This is a genomic window from Paucibacter sp. KBW04, from assembly GCF_003852425.1.
Taxonomy (GTDB): Bacteria; Pseudomonadota; Gammaproteobacteria; order Burkholderiales; family Burkholderiaceae_C; genus Paucibacter_A.
The window spans coordinates 67,325-84,525 of the sequence record NZ_QAJN01000011.1; the positions used below are offsets into that span (position 1 = coordinate 67,325).

Annotated in this window: 23 protein-coding genes; 6 read left to right on the top strand and 17 right to left on the bottom strand. The window is 62.6% G+C overall.

The genetic code is table 11. The features are described 5' to 3' along the window. Positions 1-61 precede the first annotated feature (61 nt). From DBR47_RS14390 to DBR47_RS14455, 15 genes are all read right to left on the bottom strand, one after another. Complete coding sequence (locus DBR47_RS14390) at positions 62-2,272, bottom strand: phage minor head protein (protein WP_124451218.1); 2,211 nt, start codon at positions 2,270-2,272, stop codon at positions 62-64. Positions 2,273-2,275: 3 nt separating this feature from the next. Then, positions 2,276-3,721: a phage portal protein gene (locus tag DBR47_RS14395; RefSeq protein WP_124451220.1), complete on the bottom strand. Its 1,446-nt coding sequence runs from the start codon at positions 3,719-3,721 to the stop codon at positions 2,276-2,278. A gap of 296 nt (positions 3,722-4,017) precedes the next feature. Then, entirely contained in the window at positions 4,018-5,646 is a 1,629-nt protein-coding gene (locus tag DBR47_RS14400; protein ID WP_124451222.1) for a GDSL-type esterase/lipase family protein, read from the bottom strand. Beyond that, positions 5,646-7,103, bottom strand: coding sequence for a phage terminase large subunit (terL, locus tag DBR47_RS14405; RefSeq protein ID WP_231512315.1), 1,458 nt, complete (start codon positions 7,101-7,103; stop codon positions 5,646-5,648). Before terL ends, DBR47_RS14400 begins: the two co-directional genes overlap by 1 nt. Continuing rightward, complete coding sequence (locus DBR47_RS14410; RefSeq protein ID WP_124451223.1) at positions 7,084-7,626, bottom strand: terminase small subunit; 543 nt, start codon at positions 7,624-7,626, stop codon at positions 7,084-7,086. Before DBR47_RS14410 ends, terL begins: the two co-directional genes overlap by 20 nt. A 127-nt stretch (positions 7,627-7,753) precedes the next feature. Further along, positions 7,754-8,278 (bottom strand): zinc finger-like domain-containing protein, encoded by a 525-nt coding sequence (locus DBR47_RS14415; protein ID WP_124451225.1) that lies wholly within the window; start codon positions 8,276-8,278, stop codon positions 7,754-7,756. Then, positions 8,275-8,484: a hypothetical protein gene (locus DBR47_RS14420; protein WP_124451227.1), complete on the bottom strand. Its 210-nt coding sequence runs from the start codon at positions 8,482-8,484 to the stop codon at positions 8,275-8,277. The genes DBR47_RS14415 and DBR47_RS14420 overlap by 4 nt, the downstream gene beginning before the upstream one ends. After that, positions 8,472-8,690 (bottom strand): hypothetical protein, encoded by a 219-nt coding sequence (locus DBR47_RS14425; RefSeq protein ID WP_124451229.1) that lies wholly within the window; start codon positions 8,688-8,690, stop codon positions 8,472-8,474. Before DBR47_RS14425 ends, DBR47_RS14420 begins: the two co-directional genes overlap by 13 nt. Further along, positions 8,687-8,851: a hypothetical protein gene (locus DBR47_RS24595; protein ID WP_156089049.1), complete on the bottom strand. Its 165-nt coding sequence runs from the start codon at positions 8,849-8,851 to the stop codon at positions 8,687-8,689. The genes DBR47_RS14425 and DBR47_RS24595 overlap by 4 nt, the downstream gene beginning before the upstream one ends. Beyond that, complete coding sequence (locus DBR47_RS14430) at positions 8,848-9,306, bottom strand: RusA family crossover junction endodeoxyribonuclease (protein ID WP_124451231.1); 459 nt, start codon at positions 9,304-9,306, stop codon at positions 8,848-8,850. Before DBR47_RS14430 ends, DBR47_RS24595 begins: the two co-directional genes overlap by 4 nt. 117 nt (positions 9,307-9,423) lie before the next feature. Continuing rightward, positions 9,424-9,957 (bottom strand): hypothetical protein, encoded by a 534-nt coding sequence (locus DBR47_RS14435; protein WP_124451233.1) that lies wholly within the window; start codon positions 9,955-9,957, stop codon positions 9,424-9,426. Positions 9,958-9,965: 8 nt separating this feature from the next. Continuing rightward, positions 9,966-10,826, bottom strand: coding sequence for a hypothetical protein (locus DBR47_RS14440; protein ID WP_124451235.1), 861 nt, complete (start codon positions 10,824-10,826; stop codon positions 9,966-9,968). Continuing rightward, complete coding sequence (locus tag DBR47_RS14445; protein ID WP_124451237.1) at positions 10,813-11,742, bottom strand: hypothetical protein; 930 nt, start codon at positions 11,740-11,742, stop codon at positions 10,813-10,815. Before DBR47_RS14445 ends, DBR47_RS14440 begins: the two co-directional genes overlap by 14 nt. Next, entirely contained in the window at positions 11,739-11,939 is a 201-nt protein-coding gene (locus DBR47_RS14450; protein ID WP_124451239.1) for a hypothetical protein, read from the bottom strand. The genes DBR47_RS14445 and DBR47_RS14450 overlap by 4 nt, the downstream gene beginning before the upstream one ends. Then, positions 11,936-12,313: a hypothetical protein gene (locus tag DBR47_RS14455; RefSeq protein ID WP_124451241.1), complete on the bottom strand. Its 378-nt coding sequence runs from the start codon at positions 12,311-12,313 to the stop codon at positions 11,936-11,938. Before DBR47_RS14455 ends, DBR47_RS14450 begins: the two co-directional genes overlap by 4 nt. Before the next feature lie 71 nt (positions 12,314-12,384). Here DBR47_RS14455 and DBR47_RS24600 point away from each other — a divergent pair, with 71 nt between their 5' ends. Further along, positions 12,385-12,531, top strand: a complete 147-nt coding sequence (locus DBR47_RS24600; protein WP_156089050.1) for a hypothetical protein — start codon at positions 12,385-12,387, stop codon at positions 12,529-12,531. Between the two features lie 11 nt (positions 12,532-12,542). On the opposite strand, the gene DBR47_RS14460 is transcribed toward DBR47_RS24600, so the two are convergent. Together DBR47_RS14460 and DBR47_RS14465 are read right to left on the bottom strand one after the other, a co-directional pair. Then, a complete protein-coding gene (locus DBR47_RS14460) occupies positions 12,543-13,394 on the bottom strand; it encodes a DNA adenine methylase (RefSeq protein ID WP_124451243.1) in 852 nt (283 codons plus the stop codon). Between the two features lie 3 nt (positions 13,395-13,397). Beyond that, the gene (locus DBR47_RS14465; protein ID WP_124451246.1) at positions 13,398-13,658 is read right to left on the bottom strand and encodes a YdaS family helix-turn-helix protein; all 261 of its coding nucleotides are present in this window, start codon (positions 13,656-13,658) and stop codon (positions 13,398-13,400) included. A gap of 81 nt (positions 13,659-13,739) precedes the next feature. Here DBR47_RS14465 and DBR47_RS14470 point away from each other — a divergent pair, with 81 nt between their 5' ends. The 5 genes from DBR47_RS14470 to DBR47_RS14490 are packed head-to-tail and all read left to right on the top strand — an operon-like array spanning position 13,740 to position 17,113. Further along, positions 13,740-14,318, top strand: coding sequence for a hypothetical protein (locus DBR47_RS14470; RefSeq protein ID WP_124451248.1), 579 nt, complete (start codon positions 13,740-13,742; stop codon positions 14,316-14,318). Further along, on the top strand, positions 14,278-15,126 hold the full coding sequence (locus tag DBR47_RS14475) for a hypothetical protein (protein ID WP_124451250.1): 849 nt from the start codon (positions 14,278-14,280) through the stop codon (positions 15,124-15,126). Before DBR47_RS14470 ends, DBR47_RS14475 begins: the two co-directional genes overlap by 41 nt. A 37-nt stretch (positions 15,127-15,163) precedes the next feature. After that, positions 15,164-15,973: a hypothetical protein gene (locus DBR47_RS14480; RefSeq protein WP_124451252.1), complete on the top strand. Its 810-nt coding sequence runs from the start codon at positions 15,164-15,166 to the stop codon at positions 15,971-15,973. Further along, complete coding sequence (locus DBR47_RS14485) at positions 15,970-16,614, top strand: hypothetical protein (protein ID WP_124451254.1); 645 nt, start codon at positions 15,970-15,972, stop codon at positions 16,612-16,614. Before DBR47_RS14480 ends, DBR47_RS14485 begins: the two co-directional genes overlap by 4 nt. 25 nt (positions 16,615-16,639) lie before the next feature. Beyond that, a complete protein-coding gene (locus DBR47_RS14490) occupies positions 16,640-17,113 on the top strand; it encodes a hypothetical protein (protein ID WP_124451256.1) in 474 nt (157 codons plus the stop codon). Positions 17,114-17,201: the final 88 nt, after the last annotated feature.

The following is a 17,201-nucleotide window of genomic DNA, read 5'->3' on the forward strand; positions in this document are numbered from 1 at the left end:
TTCCTTTCAGGAGATAAAAAAGGCCGCACGAGGCGGCCGGAAAAACACCCGGAGCGGGTGATCAGAATGCGCGGATCGGGCGGGCTTGTGCCGCCTTGATCAGCGTTGCAACATCGTCCACAGCACCGTCGGCTTTCACCACGGGCGCGGGGTCTTCGTTCTCTTTGCCGTCGTTGCGGTCGGCTTGCTTGCCGATCACCAGGGCCTTGGTCACGCCCTTGGGGGCGGCAGGCTGGGCCAACAGATCGGCGTGCGCCTTTCGCAGGGTCACCAGTTCGGTGAGCGCTGCTTTGGTCAGTGCGGCGGCGGTGGGCTCGGCCAATTCCAGGCCGGCGGCCTTGGCGATCTCGGTGACTTGCTCGGCTTCTTCGGTGGCTCGCTTCTGGAAATCGGCCTCGGTGTCCGCCTTCTGCTTATCGCCCTCGCCTTCGCCTTCTTCGTCCTCGTCCTTGTCATAGCCAAGGTCTGCCAGCGCCTTGTCAGCGGCCTTGCAGGCTTCGTGCGCGGACTTGAGGGCGGCTTTGGTCGAGGTGCTGAAGCGCTTGCCAGCCTTGGCCAGGTCGCCTCCAGCGTCAGCCGCGGCGATCACATCGACCACCACGGGCACAGGGACAGCAGCCTGCAGGTTTGCCAACAGCTCAGCGCACTCTTCGGCGGCCATGGCCTGGAACACACCAACACCAGTCTTGAGCCAGTCCAGCAGCGCGGCGGGCAACGGGCTGTTGTCACCTTCGTTCTGAGCCTCCCAACCGGCGGAACTGACCAAGTAGCCAATGCCGCGCAAGATGCTGGCGAAGTCGGAGAGCTCATACAGGCCCTTCTTGAGATCGTCAGCCTGCGCCGCCCACACAAGGTCTTCCCCTTCAGCCTTGACGATGCAGATACCGCTCTCCGGGTTGCAGCCAGCGTCCACCACCGAGGTCTCGCTGATCCGCTTGACGAGGACTCGGGTCGCCTTCACTGAGGTGCCGTCAGCCTTCGTGACCGTCTCAGCCAAACGCTTGGCGACAGAGCCGCCGATGCTGAACGCAGCCAGCGTGCCGTCAAGCACTTTGGCCTGGGTGTCTTGCGCCCCGGAGCTGATGAAGGCCTTGACGATGATCTGCTTGGCGTCGTCGTCACAAACGACTTCCATCGCCTTACCCACAGCCTTCTTCGCATCGTGCTGCTCACGGATATTGCCCGCCCAGCCAGCGAATGCGGCCTTGGCCGACTCGTAGTCGACGATCTCATCGGCATGGTCGAGGGCTTCACTTGTTGCGATGCCCTGCACCACCAGTCGGCCATCGTCGAGCTTCTCGGTCTTCATGATCGGGAAGTTCAAGTGGAAGTTTTCGCGCGCTGCGCCGCTCCAGATCAGTTTCATGGTCGTGTCCTTCATGGTCTTGCCCGTGTCGGGCATTTCGTCGGTCAGCACCGGCAGCACGGTGCACCGGCAATTGGGATGGTTTGGCGGAAAGCTCTCGCCGCTCGGAAAGTCTTCGTTCATGCCAATGACACCGGCTGCTTCGCAGGCCTGGCATTCCTCGCTCACAAGGTCGTCTTGGGCTGTGCTCCAGGTCTTGCCTGCCACCAGGCCGGAGGCTTGGTAGCCCTCCATCGTTCCGGCCATGTCAGCCTTGGCGATCTCGGTTCGGGCGATGGATTCGGCGCGTTCAGGGCTGAAGGCGGTGCCTTCGAGGATCGAGGCCTTGAGTTCGTCTGCGCTCAGGCCCTCGGTCAGCGCCTCTTCGACCTTGCCGCGCAGCATTTCGCGGGTGCTGTCATCGATGCGCCACTTCGCGTTGGGGTTCGGCACCAGATCGCCATCAGCGTTGCGCTTCATGCCCACCATCTCGGCCGCGCGTGCACGGCCCCAGGCAGCGGCCTTGTCACCGGTCAGCGTGACCACTTCTTCAGCTTTCACACTGAGCTGCTTGAGCGCGGCCGCGCCGCCGTCCATGGCCATGGCCGCCAGCGGGTCTTCAGCCACACTGACGATGGCATGCCATTCTTCGCCGAACTCCAAAGCATCCAAGGCCTTGCGCGCCCGCACTGCCGCGGCTGCAAGGGCCTCGGGATCTGCGCCCGGCTTGCGGGCCTTCTTCTGCAGGCCCAGCTGATCCACCAGCTGGTCAGCAATGCCGGGGGCTCGGGCCGCCAGGAACTCCGATAGACCTTTGGCCAGGGCCTTGCGTTGTTCGGCAACAGCTTTGCGGTCACGGTTGATCGGTTTCAGGGCGAGCTTAGCCAGCGCCTCTTCTGCGGTGAGGCGTTTGCACAGGATCTGCATGGTTCAGGCCTTGGGATCTTCTGCTGCGGGCTTGTTCGGCGGCGGCTCTTGGCCCTTGGCGGGGGGCTCCTGGCCCTCACCGCCCTGCCCTGCCTCGGGATCACCACCAGGCCCGGCCAGCATTGGCGGGGGCGGAGGCGTCAAATCTGCCTTCTGCTCAGGAGTCATCGGCGCGCGGCCCAGGTCGGCCCGGACCTCGTCAGGGTGCAGCACCTTGGCCGCAACGTAGATCTGCGCCACCTCGGCACGGATCTTGGCGTCGATGATGGGGCCCTCTTCCCAGCTGAACTCAAGGTCAGCAGCATCCAGGCACTTGGCCAGGATGACGTCAATCAAGCCCTTCACCCACTGCTGAATGGGGGCCAAGCCTTCAGACAGCGATTGTTCGCGGGCAGTCTCTGCGGTGGCCCGGTTGGACTGCTTGACGAAGGGCGTGGGCTCAATGCTGAAGCTGAAGCAGATAACCCGGGCCAGCCACTCGTCGAACTCGTCTTTGAGTGGGGGCTGCTTGACCTCTTTGAAGTTCTTCGCGATATCGCCTGGCACAAACTTCAGCTTGCGGCGGCTAGCTTGGTCGTCGGTCAGCAGCATGTCCCAGTAGTCTTGGAACTCTTTGATCTGCGTGATCGTCCAATCTGTCGGCACGCCGGCCAACGCATCCGGCACCGTGCCTTCGGTGAAGTAGTTCAGTGTGAATAGCTGGCGGCGCAGCGCGATGTTCACCGTGTTCACCACCTGCTCCACCTGGCTGGTGCCGTAGACCTTGTGCGTGCGCGGATTGCGTGGCTTGTAGATCAGCTCTTCGCGGGTGTAGTCCACCGCGGGCACGCCCTTCAGGATCTGCTGATAGGCCGGGCCATCGGTAGGCGTGCGGCCTGTCGAGTCGATCACGCGCTTGATGGTGGCGCCGTCGATGGGCTCCAGCGCGAACAGCTCGCCACCGACCGTGCGCCGGATGTACACCGTTGGCGCGTCGATCACAAAGAGGTCTTCCAGCAGCATGCGGAGCCAGTCTTCCCATGCATGCTCGCCGTCTGGGCAGCGTAGAAAGGCCTCGGCCTTTTCGCAGCGGGCATCGCGCTTGGCGTCTTTCTTGCGCGGCTGGATGGCCCAGGGCAAGCAGCAGACCTGATCCTTGCGCGTCTCGATCACGAGACGGAGCAAATCGCAGTTCTCGGCCAGAGCGCGCAGTTCGGGGAAGCCGATGGCCTCACCGCTGCGGGGGCGCAGGTCGATGTTGAAGCCGGTGCGGTAGTCGAGTTGGCGACCTGTGACGCCGGCTTGCTCAGCCTGCTCGCCCTGCAGGGCAGGCTCGATGGGTTGCTGCGGGCCAAACCAGTCAGCGCCGCCCGGCGTTGCGCCGGTCAGGGCATAGCGCAGCCCAGCCGCCACGCGCGAGACGATGCCCGGCTCGATCTGGCTGCCTTGTGATGGGTTGCGAGTTGCCATTGATGGATTGGGTTAGGTGGGGAGGCGGTACTTACCGGCAGGGTATTGGATTTAGGCGGCAGGCTGGAATTCGTGGTCGAAGGGCGGATCACCGGGCCGCTCGCCCAAGATGTGCCTGTGGACTGCAGAGTGCATAGGATGCCCGCAGACCCCGCAGCGACTCCTACACCCGCAAACCATCGCGATGCCTCGGCCTTGGGAGCGCTTCGGGTTTGGGCATGGGCCAAGGCCAGCACCCGATGGTCGGGGCTTTCTGGGTTGATTGGTCGTCATGATGGTCGGCAAGGTATGGGAAATCAGGCAGTAGGCGGGCGGATGGACATGCGGCCCGTCTTCTGCGTCACGGCGGAGCCAGCGGCGCTGAACATCAGCGTGCTGTAGATACCTGCCGAGGTGATCACGCCATTGATGGTGAACGGCGGGTAGTCAAAGACGCCCGACCAATCCTCATCAATCGGGGTTGCTTCGCTCGGGTACAAGGGGCACGAGATGTAATTGATAGTCGTGCCGTCCACGGTGCCGTTCAAATACTGATAGGAGTAGACAAGCGATGAGCCCGCCACCCCTGATGTGGAAACGGTTGCATCCGGGGCGTAGGTCTGGCCCGCCACAATTCGAGGGTGGATTGCCCCCCCAGCTGTGCGGATGTTGCCGCCGTCGTTTGCCGCCGTGGGTGTCACCACAAGGACGGCGTCATAGCCGCAGCCGTCAGCTCGCGCCGCAGTGGAGGCGACTGCCGTAGCTGAGCCAAGGCGCTCTGCCACCAAGCCTGCGGCCATCGTGCAAGTTACTGGCGCAGACACAGTGCCACCCGAAGCCGCCCATGGGCCGGCATCAAGAATGTTGCTGCTGGTGGTGTCGAAGCCGTAGGTGTCTGCGCCCGTCACCACGCGGCGGTCGCTGCCTACAACAGCAGCGCTAACGTCAGCGGCCATGCGCTTGCCAGCGTAGTAAGCGCCCTTCTGCGTCCAGTGAACATCGTTGGAAATGATGTAGCCGGTCTTCGCAGTGCCTGGGCTGGCGTTGTTCGTGCCGTCGATGATTGCGGCGGCAATGTCAGCCAGTATGGCCTTGCTATTGAGGCGGCAGAAGTTGCGAATCCATGCATTCACCTGGGCCGCCGACTGAGCACGCGCAGTTGTCCAGGCCGTGCCGATTGGCGGCGGGATAGTTACACAGATGGGGCGCACGCCGCCCGCAAGCAGATCTGTGTAGATCTTTTGCAGGTTGGGGGTGATCTGCGCGGCAGTCAGAGAATCAAGGTGAATGTCATTTGTGCCGCCGAGCACGGCACAGAAACCCGCGCCAGATGCAATGACGGCGGGTACGAACTGGGCCATGTCAGCAGTGCGACGACCCGGCGTGGCGAAGATCTCACCGAGGTCAAACAGCTTTTTGCTGAGGATCAGGAACCAAGTCAGGAAACCGTCATTGGCGCGCCGCTGGAGATTGGCGAAACGGGGCGTAGTGCCAAGGGGCAAAGATGCGCTGTCGGGGCCTACGTTGGGGACCGTCAGCGTGGTGGTGGTCGGAACCGACAGGACGGTGTAACGACCCCGCATCGAAGAATCAAAAGCGTCCAAGCCATCAAAACGACCGCGAGCGCCTGCGTACATGCCGTGAGCGCCGGAGGTGGTCAGCGTCAGGATATTGCCGCTCCGGCTTGCCGCAGTAACGGTCAAGAGCTGGTGCGTCATGGCTTCAAGGGAATCACCGATAGCCGCCATCAGCGCACGATTCCCAGCCCCTGACACCGAGTCTGGGAAAAGCGGCTGCGCATCCACCCGCACTGCACCGCCCGCGATCAGCACGGCCTCGGCGCGTGAGCCAGACGCCACGGTGAAGGCGCCGTCCGAATCAGCCAGCAGGGCGACCCGATCCACGTTGATCTGGGCGTCGTTGTTCAGAGTTCTGTAGCGTGGCATCACTGCCCCTTTCCTTGATCTTTGGTGGCCTGGATGGCTGCGGTCTGTTGCCGCGCCCAATCCAGCATTCCTGTGCTTCCACCCATCAGCGCCTCAAAGGCACGGCTCAGGGCGTCCACTTGGTCGTCGTGTGACCCGTTGGGGAACATCCGCATTTCGTTGATCAGTTCGTCGTTCCAGGCCCCGCGCAGCATCAGCACATTGCCGACGTTGATCTGAGAGGCCAAGGGCAACGCCCTCGTGTACTTGTCGCCGCTTTCTGGGCTGGTGTGCACCGAGGCGCCCGCCATCTCGCGTGTGAGGTAAAGCGCCTGGGTCTTCCCGGCCTGGCCAGGGTCTTGCGGCAGGCTCTGCCTAACCTTGGGGCCATCTCGGTTGGCCGTGTTCTTCAATGCCTGGTCGCGTTTGTCTGGCCCTTCCCGCAGCCGCACCATGTCGGCGATGACGAAGCGTCCATCAGCCAGCCTTCCGAGCTTGCCGCCAGCCGTCCAGTCTGGGTCGGGGCTGACTGCCTTCTTCTCCGTCGCCGCAAAGTCCCAGCCTCGCACCCACTCAATCGGCACGGCCGGGAGCGCATCGATGATCTGCATCTGGTCCGGCTGGATCGTGCCGCCAGCTGGTGGTGATGGCTTCTGCCGGTACTGGCCCGCGAAGACATATGGCGCTGCGCGCTCCATGCGCTCCAGATCCGCCGCGCTGTGCTTCTCAGGCCAAAGCGGTGTGTTGTCGTCGTTCCAGGCCGACAAACACAGGTGATCCCACTTTTCCCCGTTGCCGCCACCCAGCAACCAGCCCGCTAGATCCTTCTCATGCAAGCGCTGCATGATCAAGATGATCGGCGTGTCCTGGTTGTTCTTCCGGCTCTCCAGCGTGTTCTGGAACCAGTCAATCACACCCTGCCGGATTACATCCGACCGGGCTTCGTCTGCCTTGTGCGGGTCATCGATGATGATCGCCCCGCTGAATCCTTCCCTGTGCTTGCCTGCGCCAAAGCCTGTGATCGAGCCCCCGGCGCCGGTGGCGTACATCACGCCGCCTTCGGTGGTCTGCCAATGGTGCTGCGCATCGCTGGACAGGACCAGCGCCGGGAAGATCTCCCGGAAGGCCTCATGCTGGACCAGCCCACGCACGTTCGAACTGTTGTTGCCCGCGAGCGTGCCGCTGTAGCTCGCATGGATGAATTCAGCGTCTGGCACCTGGCCCATGGCCCAGGCAATGAAGTTCACCACCGCTAATTCGGTCTTCGAATACCTGGGTGGCACGTTGATGATGAGTCGCTTCGTCTCCCCGCTGAACACCCGCATCAATGCGTCACAGATCAGCGCATGGTGCCGAGCTTGCTGCCAAAGGTAATTCTTGCGCTGCAAGAACATCCAGCGGCTGAAGGAGTAAAGGTCCTCCCTGGCCCAGCCTATGGCCGCCAGCCGCTCAGCTTGGCTAAAACTTGGCTTGGACACTGCGCACCGCCTCGGCCAGCTGCTCAGGCGTTACCGTCACCTGGGCTTGCTGAACCGGGCCGCCGTCCTTGCCGGTGACTTCCACCTTCTGCTTGAACAAACCCAGGTGCTCGCCCAACAGCTTCAGCGCAGCCACCTTGTCATGCGTCTTGATCTTCAGTGACCCGCCATTGGCTGTGATGGTCTCGGTCACTTCGGCCACCACAGCGGCTTCGTCGTCGGTCAGGGCGTTGGACGGCCGCAGCTTGATGCCGTCCGGTCCCCAAGACATCACCCGGCGCTGATCTCCGAATGCGATCTTTGCGAGCTCAAGAATCACGCTTTCCTGGGTGATCTCCGTGCGCTGCTGCAGCGCCTTCTGGCGCTCTTCAATCGCCTGCTGAATGTCAGCATTCATCAACAGGCGCGACCCTTGCTGCACCGCAGTTTTGGCGCTGTAGCCTGCCCGAATGGCGGCCTGGGTCGCGTTCAGGTCAATCAGGTATTCGCCAACGAATCGTGATTGGTTGGCGTTGAGTGTCATGGTCAGAAACGAAAAAACCCGCCGGGCTTGCGCGCAGGCGGGTTAGACGGGGTTTACAGCGATTTGGACACGGCTCCGCAATCAATTGAGACGTTGGTCCACATCGCTGCGGATGGCGGAAGTGTAATCACAAGTCCAGTCGGGGCGCAAGGCGAGCCATGGCCAGGGGCCCAGCGATGGCCGTCTCGCGCTCCATTTCGACCAACAGCCAGCGCGCCAGCTCCAGGCGCTCAATCGAAAACATGTTGTTGAACGAGCGCTTGCCGGATCCCTTGCAGGCTGGGCAGCGCTGGGCCGAAAGCACGGGGACATTCGGCATCATTTGGAGCCCGTGTCCACCGCATGACTTGCAGGTGCTATTGCGGTGGTAGGCCAGCACTTGCCATGCCAGCGTGAGCGCATCGGGCTTGCCAATCTCAGCGCCGCCCATCCGGTAGGCCTTGCCGACAGCCATCGCCGCCAGATGCTCCACCACTTGAGCCCCGTTGGAGTCGCCGCCGACGAACAGCCGCAGCAACGCGATGGCCAGAGGCGAATGCTTAGAGGCCAGGCCTGCCGCGCCCAGCACATCGGCATCGCTCTGGTTCGTTTCGGGGTTGCTCCGCAAGTTGCTGGAGCGGATTGCCGAGGAATAGCGGTCTTCGATCTTCATTGCTTCTTTGCCTTCCACAGCGCTGTCATCGTTGCTCGGAGTCGGTCGGCCTCGGCTTTGCCGCGGCGGTGTTCAAGGGATTGCATCCATTCGCGGCGCTGGGCCAGGGAGGGCAAAGCGGCGATGGCGCGGGCTTCGCATTCGTGGCGCCAGGCTTCGGAGTCGCTGGGCACCTGGGTGCCGTCAATGAGAGTCACGGTTTGCATTTGCTTGCCTCCTGCTGTTCGCGCCATTGCTCCCAGGCCGCCCAAAAGGTGCTTCGGGATCCGGGCTGACGGGCTGCGGGTTCGCCATCGGCGCGCAAGATGAGCGGGCCGAACATGCGGTGTTGCTCGAAGCGCCACGTGCGGCCGCGCGCGTCGGTGATGGTGTGCTCCAGCGCCGGCGAGCAGCAGGAGCAAATCGGCTTCATGGGATCACCACCGAAACGCGGTAAGCCACACCCGCCACTTCGATGCGGTCGCCGACTTTGGCCGCCAGCAAAATCGGCAGCTGGCCTTGGCGGTGGTGGTCGTAGCTGATCAGCAGCGGGGACCAGTTCCCGCGACCGATGCGGCGCAGCAAAAGAGTCATGCCGCCTCGGCCTCAAAAATGGCCGCCTGAGCCTGTTGAGGCCTGATCGCCTCGATGGTCACCACCACGCGGGCGCCTTTGTCATCGGGCTCCATGCGCTCGGCAACGATGCGGCGCACCCACTTGTCATCCTCGATGGCCACATCCTTCAGCGCATCCAGCAAGACCTTGTTCGCGTTGTCCAGGTCAATGCAGCGCACATCGTTGTCCCAGCCGTCCGGGTCTTTGCGCGCGCGCTTTGCCCAGTCAAGGGGGCGCTGCGGGAACAGCTGGACCGTGATCGCGACGCGGCCCTGGATGGGCTCGCGGATGCCGGCCTGCCAGCACAGCAGATTGACCTGGCTGCGGTATTGCTCGGCTTCCTTGCTCACGGTGACGATGGCCCGGCCACCGCGGGCGTAGCTGCGCCAGTACACGTTGGCCGAGATCGGATAAGGGAGCGTCAGCTTGATCATGGTGCGACCCCGCTGACCGCCAGCAAGATCAGCATGCCTGCGCCGCTCAGGGCGATGCAGACGACGGAACCGACAAAGCACAACCCGAAGGCGGCATCGGAGAAAAGGAATTTCATGTCAGGGCCTCCAGTTGAAAACGCTTGAGCCGTTGGCCGCCTCGGGCCATAGGGCGCCACGGCGGACGGCAGTGATGGTCCCGGACGAAACGCCATAGACCGGCGCCAGGTCGCGCGACGATTCAGGCCGCTGCCGGATCTCGCGGGCCAGGTCTACGCTGAGCTTGGTGGGCATGGCGCGGGCCCGGTTGATTGCCGCTGCGTTGCGTTTGGCGGTGCTGAACTCGCCGCGGGCCGACTGTTCTTTCGGGGCTTCAGCCCGGGTGAAAACCACCATGTGGTCCAAGCTGATGCAAGCGAAGTTCTTGCACTTGGCCCGAAGCACGGTGCCCGCCTGGTTGCGCTCGCCCTTGTCCAGAAACCACATCACGCCGCGGGCGCTATGGCTGCCCTGGCACAAGCCGGGGATCATTCCGGCGGGGACATAGATCACGGGCGTTTTGCCGCCGAGCTGGAAGCGGCCTTGCCACTCCAGGCATTCGCCGACGGGCTCGCACTTGGCTTCGATGCCGGCCAGCCACTGCTCGCGGTTCATTGTGGGGTTCATGGGTGGGCCTCCGTAGCCTTGCGCATACCAGGCGGCAGGCAGTTGGCGGGGATTGGGGTGAAGGAGCCGACGGCCTCTTCTCGCTTCGCATCCAGCGCTCTGCGCCATGCGTTCTGCTGTACAACGCTGAGCTCTTCGCCGCGCTTCTCTCGGTCGCGCAAGGTCTTGGCCCACTCGAGCCGATCGACGTTTTCCAAGTCCGCGGCCTTGGCTGCCGCTAGCTCATTGATTTTTTGGCGGAAGAAGTCGAGCCGTGTCGCATCAGGGCCGGACAGCAGGGCCAGCTGGGACTCGGGCATGGGCAACGCCGGGCAAGCGCTGAACGCGGCTTCGTCTGTCAACCGGCCTGCAGCCACGGCGGCGGTCAGCGCGCGCTTTCGCTTGTCCATGTCAGAGCCCATTGAGGCCTTCCAGACCGCAGGTTTTCCGGTTCTCTTGGCCAGGGCCAGCAGCCGCTCGTAGACCTCTTTGAACGTCATCCGTGCCGCGATGCTGTCGCCGGCCTGGAGCAGCGAAGTGCATGCGCCGTAGGCTTCGGCCATCTCGTCGGTCCAGACGACTGTCTCGTCTTCGCCGATCTGCACCATGGCCCAGGCTTCCTCGGCGCCTGGCCGACCATTGGTCGCGATGGCGTCGATCTGGGCCAGGACATCGGCCGGCGTGGGCATGAAACGGCCGCGCGTCGTGTCCCGAACGTGGGCATCAAACCCGGCGCGGACTAGGTCGATGTCGTGCTGCCGCAAGGCCCGGAAGTACAGCGCCGTGTTGGTGGCGTTGGGGGTGTAGGTGCCCCGGCTCATGAGGCCAGCAATGCTGTCCAGCATCTCCGAAAATTCGTCGTAGTCATGGCCTTGCATCGAGGGCCTCCGCTGCGTTTGTGGGGTTCTCGATGCCCAGCAGGCGCTTTGCTTCGGCATCGCGGGCCGCCGTGGTCACGAGCGCCGCGGCTCGGCCAGGCTTCGGGTCATCGCGGTGGGCGATATCGCTGCGGCACCAGTTGCGCCAGGTGGCCTGCCAGTCCAGCTTGGTCGCGTCCTTGCCGGTCTTGGAGGTCCAGTGGTCCCGGAACTTCGCGGCCTCGAGGCGCACCTTGTCGGCGGACCATTGCGGGAACTCGGCCAGCACCTCTTCGCCCCAGGTCTTCGGCAGCGCCCAATCCTTCGGGAGCCGTGATCCGCGTTCTGGGGTCGGGGTGGGAGCCGCGACAGCGGCGGGTGGAGGCGAAGGGGCTTGCTCGGGCCTCCACGCTAGTGGATCCTGCTCTTGCTCCTGTTCTTGCTCCTGCTCCTGTTCCTGGCTTCGAAGGGGCTTACCAAGGGGCTTCCTGAAATCTGCTGCTGGAGCCTGGGCTGCGCGCCGATTGTTGAGGTGGAAAGCCTCGCAATACCGGTCAAACCAAAGGGCCAGGAAAGGGTTTTCCGGCAGGCTTTCAAAGTCCTTCAGAATGCCCTTGCAGCGCTTATCCCCAGAGGAAAGGGCGTCAGCAATCTGCCATGCGGCCATCTCGTAGACCCAAACCATTTCAGTGGCCTGGTCGTAGGCGCAGAAGCCGCATTCGATACAAGCCTGAAGCCCCTCCGAAGCCCCTTCGATGCCTAGGCCGGCTTCATGCGCCATGTACAGCACGGGCTGGTAGTACAGACCCAGCATGTTGGAATGCGGCGAAGAGATCAGGTAGGAGGCCGCCAGAAGGGCCTTCGGACCCTTGCGCCGAAGTGCCTTGCCGGTTTCCCCGGTCCAGAACGTGGGGCTAAATTTGGCGTAGTCCCTCATTTGGCACCCCGCTTCGCTTTGGCCGCAGCCTTCTGCGCCTGTGTGGCCAGGCGCTGGCACTCCACGCAGTACCCGCTGAGCGTGTAGCGCGCCGCGATATGTCCTGCCGGGCAGGGTTCGCCGTTGAAATAGCGCACTGCGCCTGCCTCGGTGGCCTGGGCCCGTGATGTCGGCAGATTTGTTTCGTCGATGCTCATGCCGCCGCCCTGGCCTTCTGCATCCGCTCCAGCGCACTCAGCGCTGCAGCAAGGGTCTTGCTGGTCTGTTCAACCACGGTGGTCAGCCGGTCCTCTTCCTCGGCCTTGGTGATGGGCTTGGCGTCATAGCCGATCTCGGCGGCCATCCAAAAGAACGGCGCGTGCATGCCGGCATCTTTGGCGCGCTTGAGAATGAACATGGCCTCGCTCATGTCCAGGCGCTCAGCGCGCGAAGGGTTCAGGCAGTCCAGCAGCCGCGTGCGGGCGCTGTCGGGCCACAGGGCAGCGCCCACCATCTTGGCGCCGCCCAGGTGTTGGACTGCGGCCGTCAGGGCTTGCTCGGGGCTCTCGTAAAAGGGCATTTCAGACTGCATTCCGAGGCCTCACGAAATTTTCGGAAGCCTTCGGATGGGCTTCGCGAGACAAAAAAAAGAGACTGGCTGCCATGGATGCAACAGATCTCAACGAATGGGCCCGGGCCAAAGTGGCCACGTGGATCCGGCATTGCGCCGGCGAGGCGGCCGCAGAGATGCAGGCCCGGGCGGATGAACTGGCGCGGCTGGCGCGCGAGCTACGGAAGGTGGCGAGGTGAGCGCGCATGGGTCAGGCCTCGGCAAAGAGGCCGCCTTGGCTGCGCTCCAGCGCGGCGCTGCAGGCGTGGTTGAGCCAAACCACTTCGGTACGCAGGCTTGTGCCGCGTCCTCCGGAAATGCGCGCTTGTGTCTCGTGGCGACTCCAACCTTGCAGCTCGAGGTCGTAGAGCTCGGTTGCATAGCCGCAAAGCACGACCATGCCGTCGACGGCCTTCAGCGCATCAAGCAGGCAACGGTGGCCGACATCATCAAGCTCATGCCGATAGCCGCCCTTGTTCCGCATGGCCCGAGTGGCGTGCACATAGGGAGGGTCCACAAAGAACAAGGTGTCATGGCCATCGTGAGCCTGAATGACCTCGATCGCGTCTCGGTTCTCGATCAGTACGCCAGAAAAGCGTTCGCCGATCGGGGTGATCGCCGCTGGATAGTCGGCCCAGTTGTGCTGGGCCGTCCCGTACTTGCGCCTGGTGTCGGTCCGAAAGCCTGTAGTGGCTTTGGTCGCGCCAGCGCTTCCAAATCCCATCGCCGCCCGCACACAGGTGCGACGAGCTCGCTCGAGCGAGTCGTCTGTAGGTTCGTAAGCCTGGTTGAATTCTTCGCGCGCATAAGGTGTGAGCCGGCACGCCTCAATCAGATCGGCTCTCAGCGCCGGATCACGAATGACGCGAAAGAAGTTGACGATGTCGCCGTCCAAGTCGTTATAGACCTCGGCATAGACGCGCGGCTTTTGGAGCAAGACGCCGGCCGCACCGCCAAACGGCTCTACATAACAGCCATGGGGCGGGAAAAACTTGAGGATCCAGGACGCCAGCCGGAACTTGCCACCGTGGTAACGCAGCGCCGGGCGTGTGACTTCAGCCATGGCTCAAGCCCCCTGCCCTTCGGCCGCGGGTTGCTCTTGCGGCACGGCCGGCGCGCCTTCGGCGTTGATGAGCTCGGGCCAGTGCAGCCACCAGTCGGATTTCCGCAGGTGCCAGCGGCGCACTTTTCCACCCGTCAATCGTTCGACTCGAACGGCCTCGCGGGTCTTCATGTCTTTCCGTCCGGTCAGACATTGATAGAGGTATTGCTCATTGACGCCTGTCAATGCGGCAATTTCGTTTCGGTCGGCTACGGTGATATCCATCGGCCAATACTAGCGTTTCGCTAGCCGAAGTCAAGCGTTTCGCACTTTGTGATTCTCTAGCGTTTTGTTTGAATGCGGCCCATGACACCAAAAGAGCACTTAATAGAGGCGCTGCGGCGCCTGTGCGAACAACATGGCGGGCACGTTGCCGTTGCAGAAGAAATAGGCGTCAACGATCAAACCCTTTGGCAGGTTCTTGCTGGGACAAAGCTGCCGTCAGGTGAGCCGCGAGGCATTGGCCCTCAGGTCCAAAAGAAGCTTGAGGCAAGATTCCCAGGCTGGTCGACTTCGACTGCCGCTCCGGCGTCTGAATCTGCACCGCGGATGGGGCCCGCCCTAACAATTGGCGATCTTGCCTACCAGATTGGCCAAGCCCTGGCCGGACTATCCGATAGCCGCCGCACCACCATTGCCCACCTATTGGCAGCCCAGGTTCGTGATGAGCCAAACCTAGACGAAGCGCGGGCCATCGACATGCTCACTGGTGGGGTGGTGCTGTCCTTGAATGCCCCTAACGAAGCGCCGTCCAACGCTACGCCCCCCGCCCCACTTGGCGCACCGATTGCCGAAGAGCATCGCGCCGAGTTGGACGCACTATCCAAAGCAGCAGAGGAACTGCATGAAAACAAAAAGCAAAGTCGTCGCCTTTCCAGCGGCTGAACTCCCAGGCCTTGGCATCGCAGCCACGGCCGGCCTCGGCAATCGCATCTTGGGTTCGAGGAACGAGATCTGGATTTGCAGCGCCTACAACCATCACCATGAGCCCGTCATGCTCTACGTGAAGCTTGGTTTGCCGGTGCGGGCGATGCTGGTCGAGGCGCTGGCCGCCCAGTTGGCCATCGCACTGCGGCTGGACTGCCCAACACCCTACTTGGTCACCGTGAAGCCAAAGCACGTCGGGCGCAAAGATGGGCCCAACATCTTGGCATTCGCCAGCCTGGATGTGTCAGAGCGGTCCATGGCGAAGCCGGTCCGGTCGCTCGAAATCTTGTTCGACCTGATGGAGCGGCTGAAGGTCTCCGACCTGGCCTGTGCATTTGACGAGTGGATTGCCAACGATGTGCGCAGCCCATCTGACATCTTGATCTCGCCTGAGTCGCGCCTGTTCATGATTGATCACGAAGCAGCCATGCGCGAAGGCCTGCGCCCTGATGAATCGACGACCAACTGGCTGGCCGCACGCCTGCTGGAACGCATCCAAGATGACGACCGACCCTTGCTGCTCAAGCGCATTCGGGGCCGTTTGGCTGCGCTGATGCGGGTGGATCTCGGTGCGGCGCCATTGGCTGCGCAATATTCCCAGGATGGGGTCGCTGTCTACACCACGCTGGTACATTTCCTTCGGGAGCGGTTACAGCATCTTGACCAGTTGCTGAGTGAACGCATCGTCCCAGAGCAGCAGTACCTAGCACTCAATCCGCAAGACCCATCCACCTCCACAATGTTGGCTGAAGATGCTGCCCGTTGACCTCCCCACTTTCTCAGCGACTTGGTGGCCGCTGCAGATGGAAACCATCCCCGGCAGTGGGGAGCTGATTACAGTCGCTGTGCTCGCCCAAGCAGCAAGCGGGCAAGCAAAGGTTCGCCAGACAATCGCGCCAGCTATCTTGTCGACCCTGTTTGGCCAGGCCAGCGGCAAAGGCATGCAGATGATGGTCGGAACCACGGTGCTGAGCATCCAAAAGCAGCTGGACGATGGTGCCCAATTCAAGGACTTGGAACTCCCTTTTGGCGGCTTTGCGTTTGCCCACGGCCGCGATGGCGTTGCCCGGGATTTTTCAGAGATCTTTGATATTGCGATTCGCCTGTCCGCAGCCTTCGGCGTTTCAGCCTTTGGCACGCGGCAGGAAGTGCCCGATGCCTCCAAGCGAGCATTTGAAGACTGGGCCGACAAGGTCAGGATGGATCTGCTCGCTCGAGAACTGCCGCGGCCCATCATCCCCGACGAGTTCAACGTTCGAATCAAGCTTGCCCGCAAGCATGTGAAGTTTGGTTTTCTTCGAAGTGGGTACGCCGTCAATTTTGGCGTTCTGCGACCTGGCCAAACATCGGGTGACTCACGCTCCCTCAAGGTCAAGGTGTTTGACCTTGAGGCCTTGCGCCGCGATCAGATCTTGCCAATCGACAACGCCGAGGTGATGCTTGGGTGCCCGCCAGAGGCTGCGTTGACTGCATTCTCCAATCGGGAGTTGGAGACCTTCCATGCATCGCTGGCCTTCATCGATGACGAGGCCAAAGCCCGCAAGGTGCGTCTCGTCAGATGCAGCAGCCCGGGCGAAGCAGCACAGCACATCAGGGAACGGCTCGCAGCATGAGCACCGCCCTGCCCTCCAAGGCCGACGCCAGCACACTTGTCGCATGGTCTTCGATGGGCAGTTTGGCCGTGATGTTCCCCAAGACCCGATCGGCCGCCTATGACGCCGCAGTGGGTGCTGCCCAAAAGGCCGAGCTTTACACCGAGCAGCTGATGGGTAAGACCCTTTTTCACCTGGCCGGGTTCGGTCGCGCGCGTGAGCAAGTGTCCTTGGCTCTCATGGTGATTCGGCACATGCGCGGCATCAAAGGGTTCCAGGCCTTCGGGCGCGGCGCGGAGGTGATGGACCGGTTCCAGATCGAGAAGGTGCTGACCTGCTTCGTCCAGGCAGCCGGTTGCGCGGATACCCAGGCACATTGCAGCGTGGTCGTGGATGAGCGCTCGCTGTTTGCCGTGGGTGGCGGCGTGCGCGAGTCTCTGGACTCCACCATCCACGTCAGCATCGGCCGCCCGCCGCCCATGCCTGGCCTGGAATGGGTAGCCAGCATAGGCCGGCGCACCTTCCCTTGCCGCTACCTGCTGCAGCGCAATTTCAGGTTTCAGCCCGACCACCCCGCCAGCGAGGCCGACCAGTTGCAGGCCGGGGCGGTGCGTGAGGGCTGTGATTGGTGCCCGAATTTCAGCCGAGAGAACGTACCTTGACCCCCACCATTCAACTGGAGCCCCAATGACCCAACGTTCAGCAATTGCCAGTCTGGGTGTGCTGCTGCTTGCCGCCTGCGCAAGCACCTATGAGCCCCCAAGATCGACACAATCGCCCCCCGCAACGGCAACCTTTAACGCGCCGCGCGCTGACCTCCTAAAAGCCACCCGGCGGTTGCTTGTGGCGGAAGGCATCCAGGTAATGAGTGCAGATGACGCATCCGGCACCATTACGACGATGCCGCAAGACTTTCGTTTGACACCAGAGTTGGCTGACTGCGGCACAACCATGGGCATCGACTATCTCAAAGACAACCGAACCAGCTCAAAGGTCGGCTACGGCCTGATGATCGATGACGGGAAAGTCACGGTTCGATCGGTGCTGCAGTCTGAATACAAGCCCGGCGATGTTGCGCAGAACATCACCCTGTCTTGTGTCTCGCACGGGGTGCTGGAGCGCCGTCTCTTACAAAAGTTGCAAGCGGCGATCGGCTCGTAGCCCCTTCTCTATAGACAACCCAGCCCGCCCCGAGCGGGCTTTTTTACGTCCGCGCATTCTTTTCTAGCGAAAAGCTTGACACAAACTA

What these genes read in the sequence shown, in the direction of transcription:
- DBR47_RS14400 (WP_124451222.1), bottom strand. Translation starts at nt 5,646, where the DNA reads ATGCCACGCTACAGAACTCTGAACAACGACGCCCAGATCAACGTGGAT.
- DBR47_RS14470 (WP_124451248.1), top strand. Translation starts at nt 13,740, where the DNA reads ATGACACCAAAAGAGCACTTAATAGAGGCGCTGCGGCGCCTGTGCGAA.
- DBR47_RS14485 (WP_124451254.1), top strand. Translation starts at nt 15,970, where the DNA reads ATGAGCACCGCCCTGCCCTCCAAGGCCGACGCCAGCACACTTGTCGCA.
- DBR47_RS14455 (WP_124451241.1), bottom strand. Translation starts at nt 12,313, where the DNA reads ATGCAGTCTGAAATGCCCTTTTACGAGAGCCCCGAGCAAGCCCTGACG.
- DBR47_RS24600 (WP_156089050.1), top strand. Translation starts at nt 12,385, where the DNA reads ATGGATGCAACAGATCTCAACGAATGGGCCCGGGCCAAAGTGGCCACG.
- DBR47_RS14395 (WP_124451220.1), bottom strand. Translation starts at nt 3,721, where the DNA reads ATGGCAACTCGCAACCCATCACAAGGCAGCCAGATCGAGCCGGGCATC.
- DBR47_RS14435 (WP_124451233.1), bottom strand. Translation starts at nt 9,957, where the DNA reads ATGAACCGCGAGCAGTGGCTGGCCGGCATCGAAGCCAAGTGCGAGCCC.
- DBR47_RS14490 (WP_124451256.1), top strand. Translation starts at nt 16,640, where the DNA reads ATGACCCAACGTTCAGCAATTGCCAGTCTGGGTGTGCTGCTGCTTGCC.
- DBR47_RS24595 (WP_156089049.1), bottom strand. Translation starts at nt 8,851, where the DNA reads ATGACTCTTTTGCTGCGCCGCATCGGTCGCGGGAACTGGTCCCCGCTG.
- DBR47_RS14420 (WP_124451227.1), bottom strand. Translation starts at nt 8,484, where the DNA reads ATGCAAACCGTGACTCTCATTGACGGCACCCAGGTGCCCAGCGACTCC.
- DBR47_RS14465 (WP_124451246.1), bottom strand. Translation starts at nt 13,658, where the DNA reads ATGGATATCACCGTAGCCGACCGAAACGAAATTGCCGCATTGACAGGC.
- DBR47_RS14445 (WP_124451237.1), bottom strand. Translation starts at nt 11,742, where the DNA reads ATGAGGGACTACGCCAAATTTAGCCCCACGTTCTGGACCGGGGAAACC.
- DBR47_RS14415 (WP_124451225.1), bottom strand. Translation starts at nt 8,278, where the DNA reads ATGAAGATCGAAGACCGCTATTCCTCGGCAATCCGCTCCAGCAACTTG.
- DBR47_RS14430 (WP_124451231.1), bottom strand. Translation starts at nt 9,306, where the DNA reads ATGATCAAGCTGACGCTCCCTTATCCGATCTCGGCCAACGTGTACTGG.
- DBR47_RS14440 (WP_124451235.1), bottom strand. Translation starts at nt 10,826, where the DNA reads ATGCAAGGCCATGACTACGACGAATTTTCGGAGATGCTGGACAGCATT.
- DBR47_RS14480 (WP_124451252.1), top strand. Translation starts at nt 15,164, where the DNA reads ATGGAAACCATCCCCGGCAGTGGGGAGCTGATTACAGTCGCTGTGCTC.
- DBR47_RS14425 (WP_124451229.1), bottom strand. Translation starts at nt 8,690, where the DNA reads ATGAAGCCGATTTGCTCCTGCTGCTCGCCGGCGCTGGAGCACACCATC.
- DBR47_RS14450 (WP_124451239.1), bottom strand. Translation starts at nt 11,939, where the DNA reads ATGAGCATCGACGAAACAAATCTGCCGACATCACGGGCCCAGGCCACC.
- DBR47_RS14390 (WP_124451218.1), bottom strand. Translation starts at nt 2,272, where the DNA reads ATGCAGATCCTGTGCAAACGCCTCACCGCAGAAGAGGCGCTGGCTAAG.
- DBR47_RS14460 (WP_124451243.1), bottom strand. Translation starts at nt 13,394, where the DNA reads ATGGCTGAAGTCACACGCCCGGCGCTGCGTTACCACGGTGGCAAGTTC.
- DBR47_RS14475 (WP_124451250.1), top strand. Translation starts at nt 14,278, where the DNA reads ATGAAAACAAAAAGCAAAGTCGTCGCCTTTCCAGCGGCTGAACTCCCA.
- DBR47_RS14410 (WP_124451223.1), bottom strand. Translation starts at nt 7,626, where the DNA reads ATGACACTCAACGCCAACCAATCACGATTCGTTGGCGAATACCTGATT.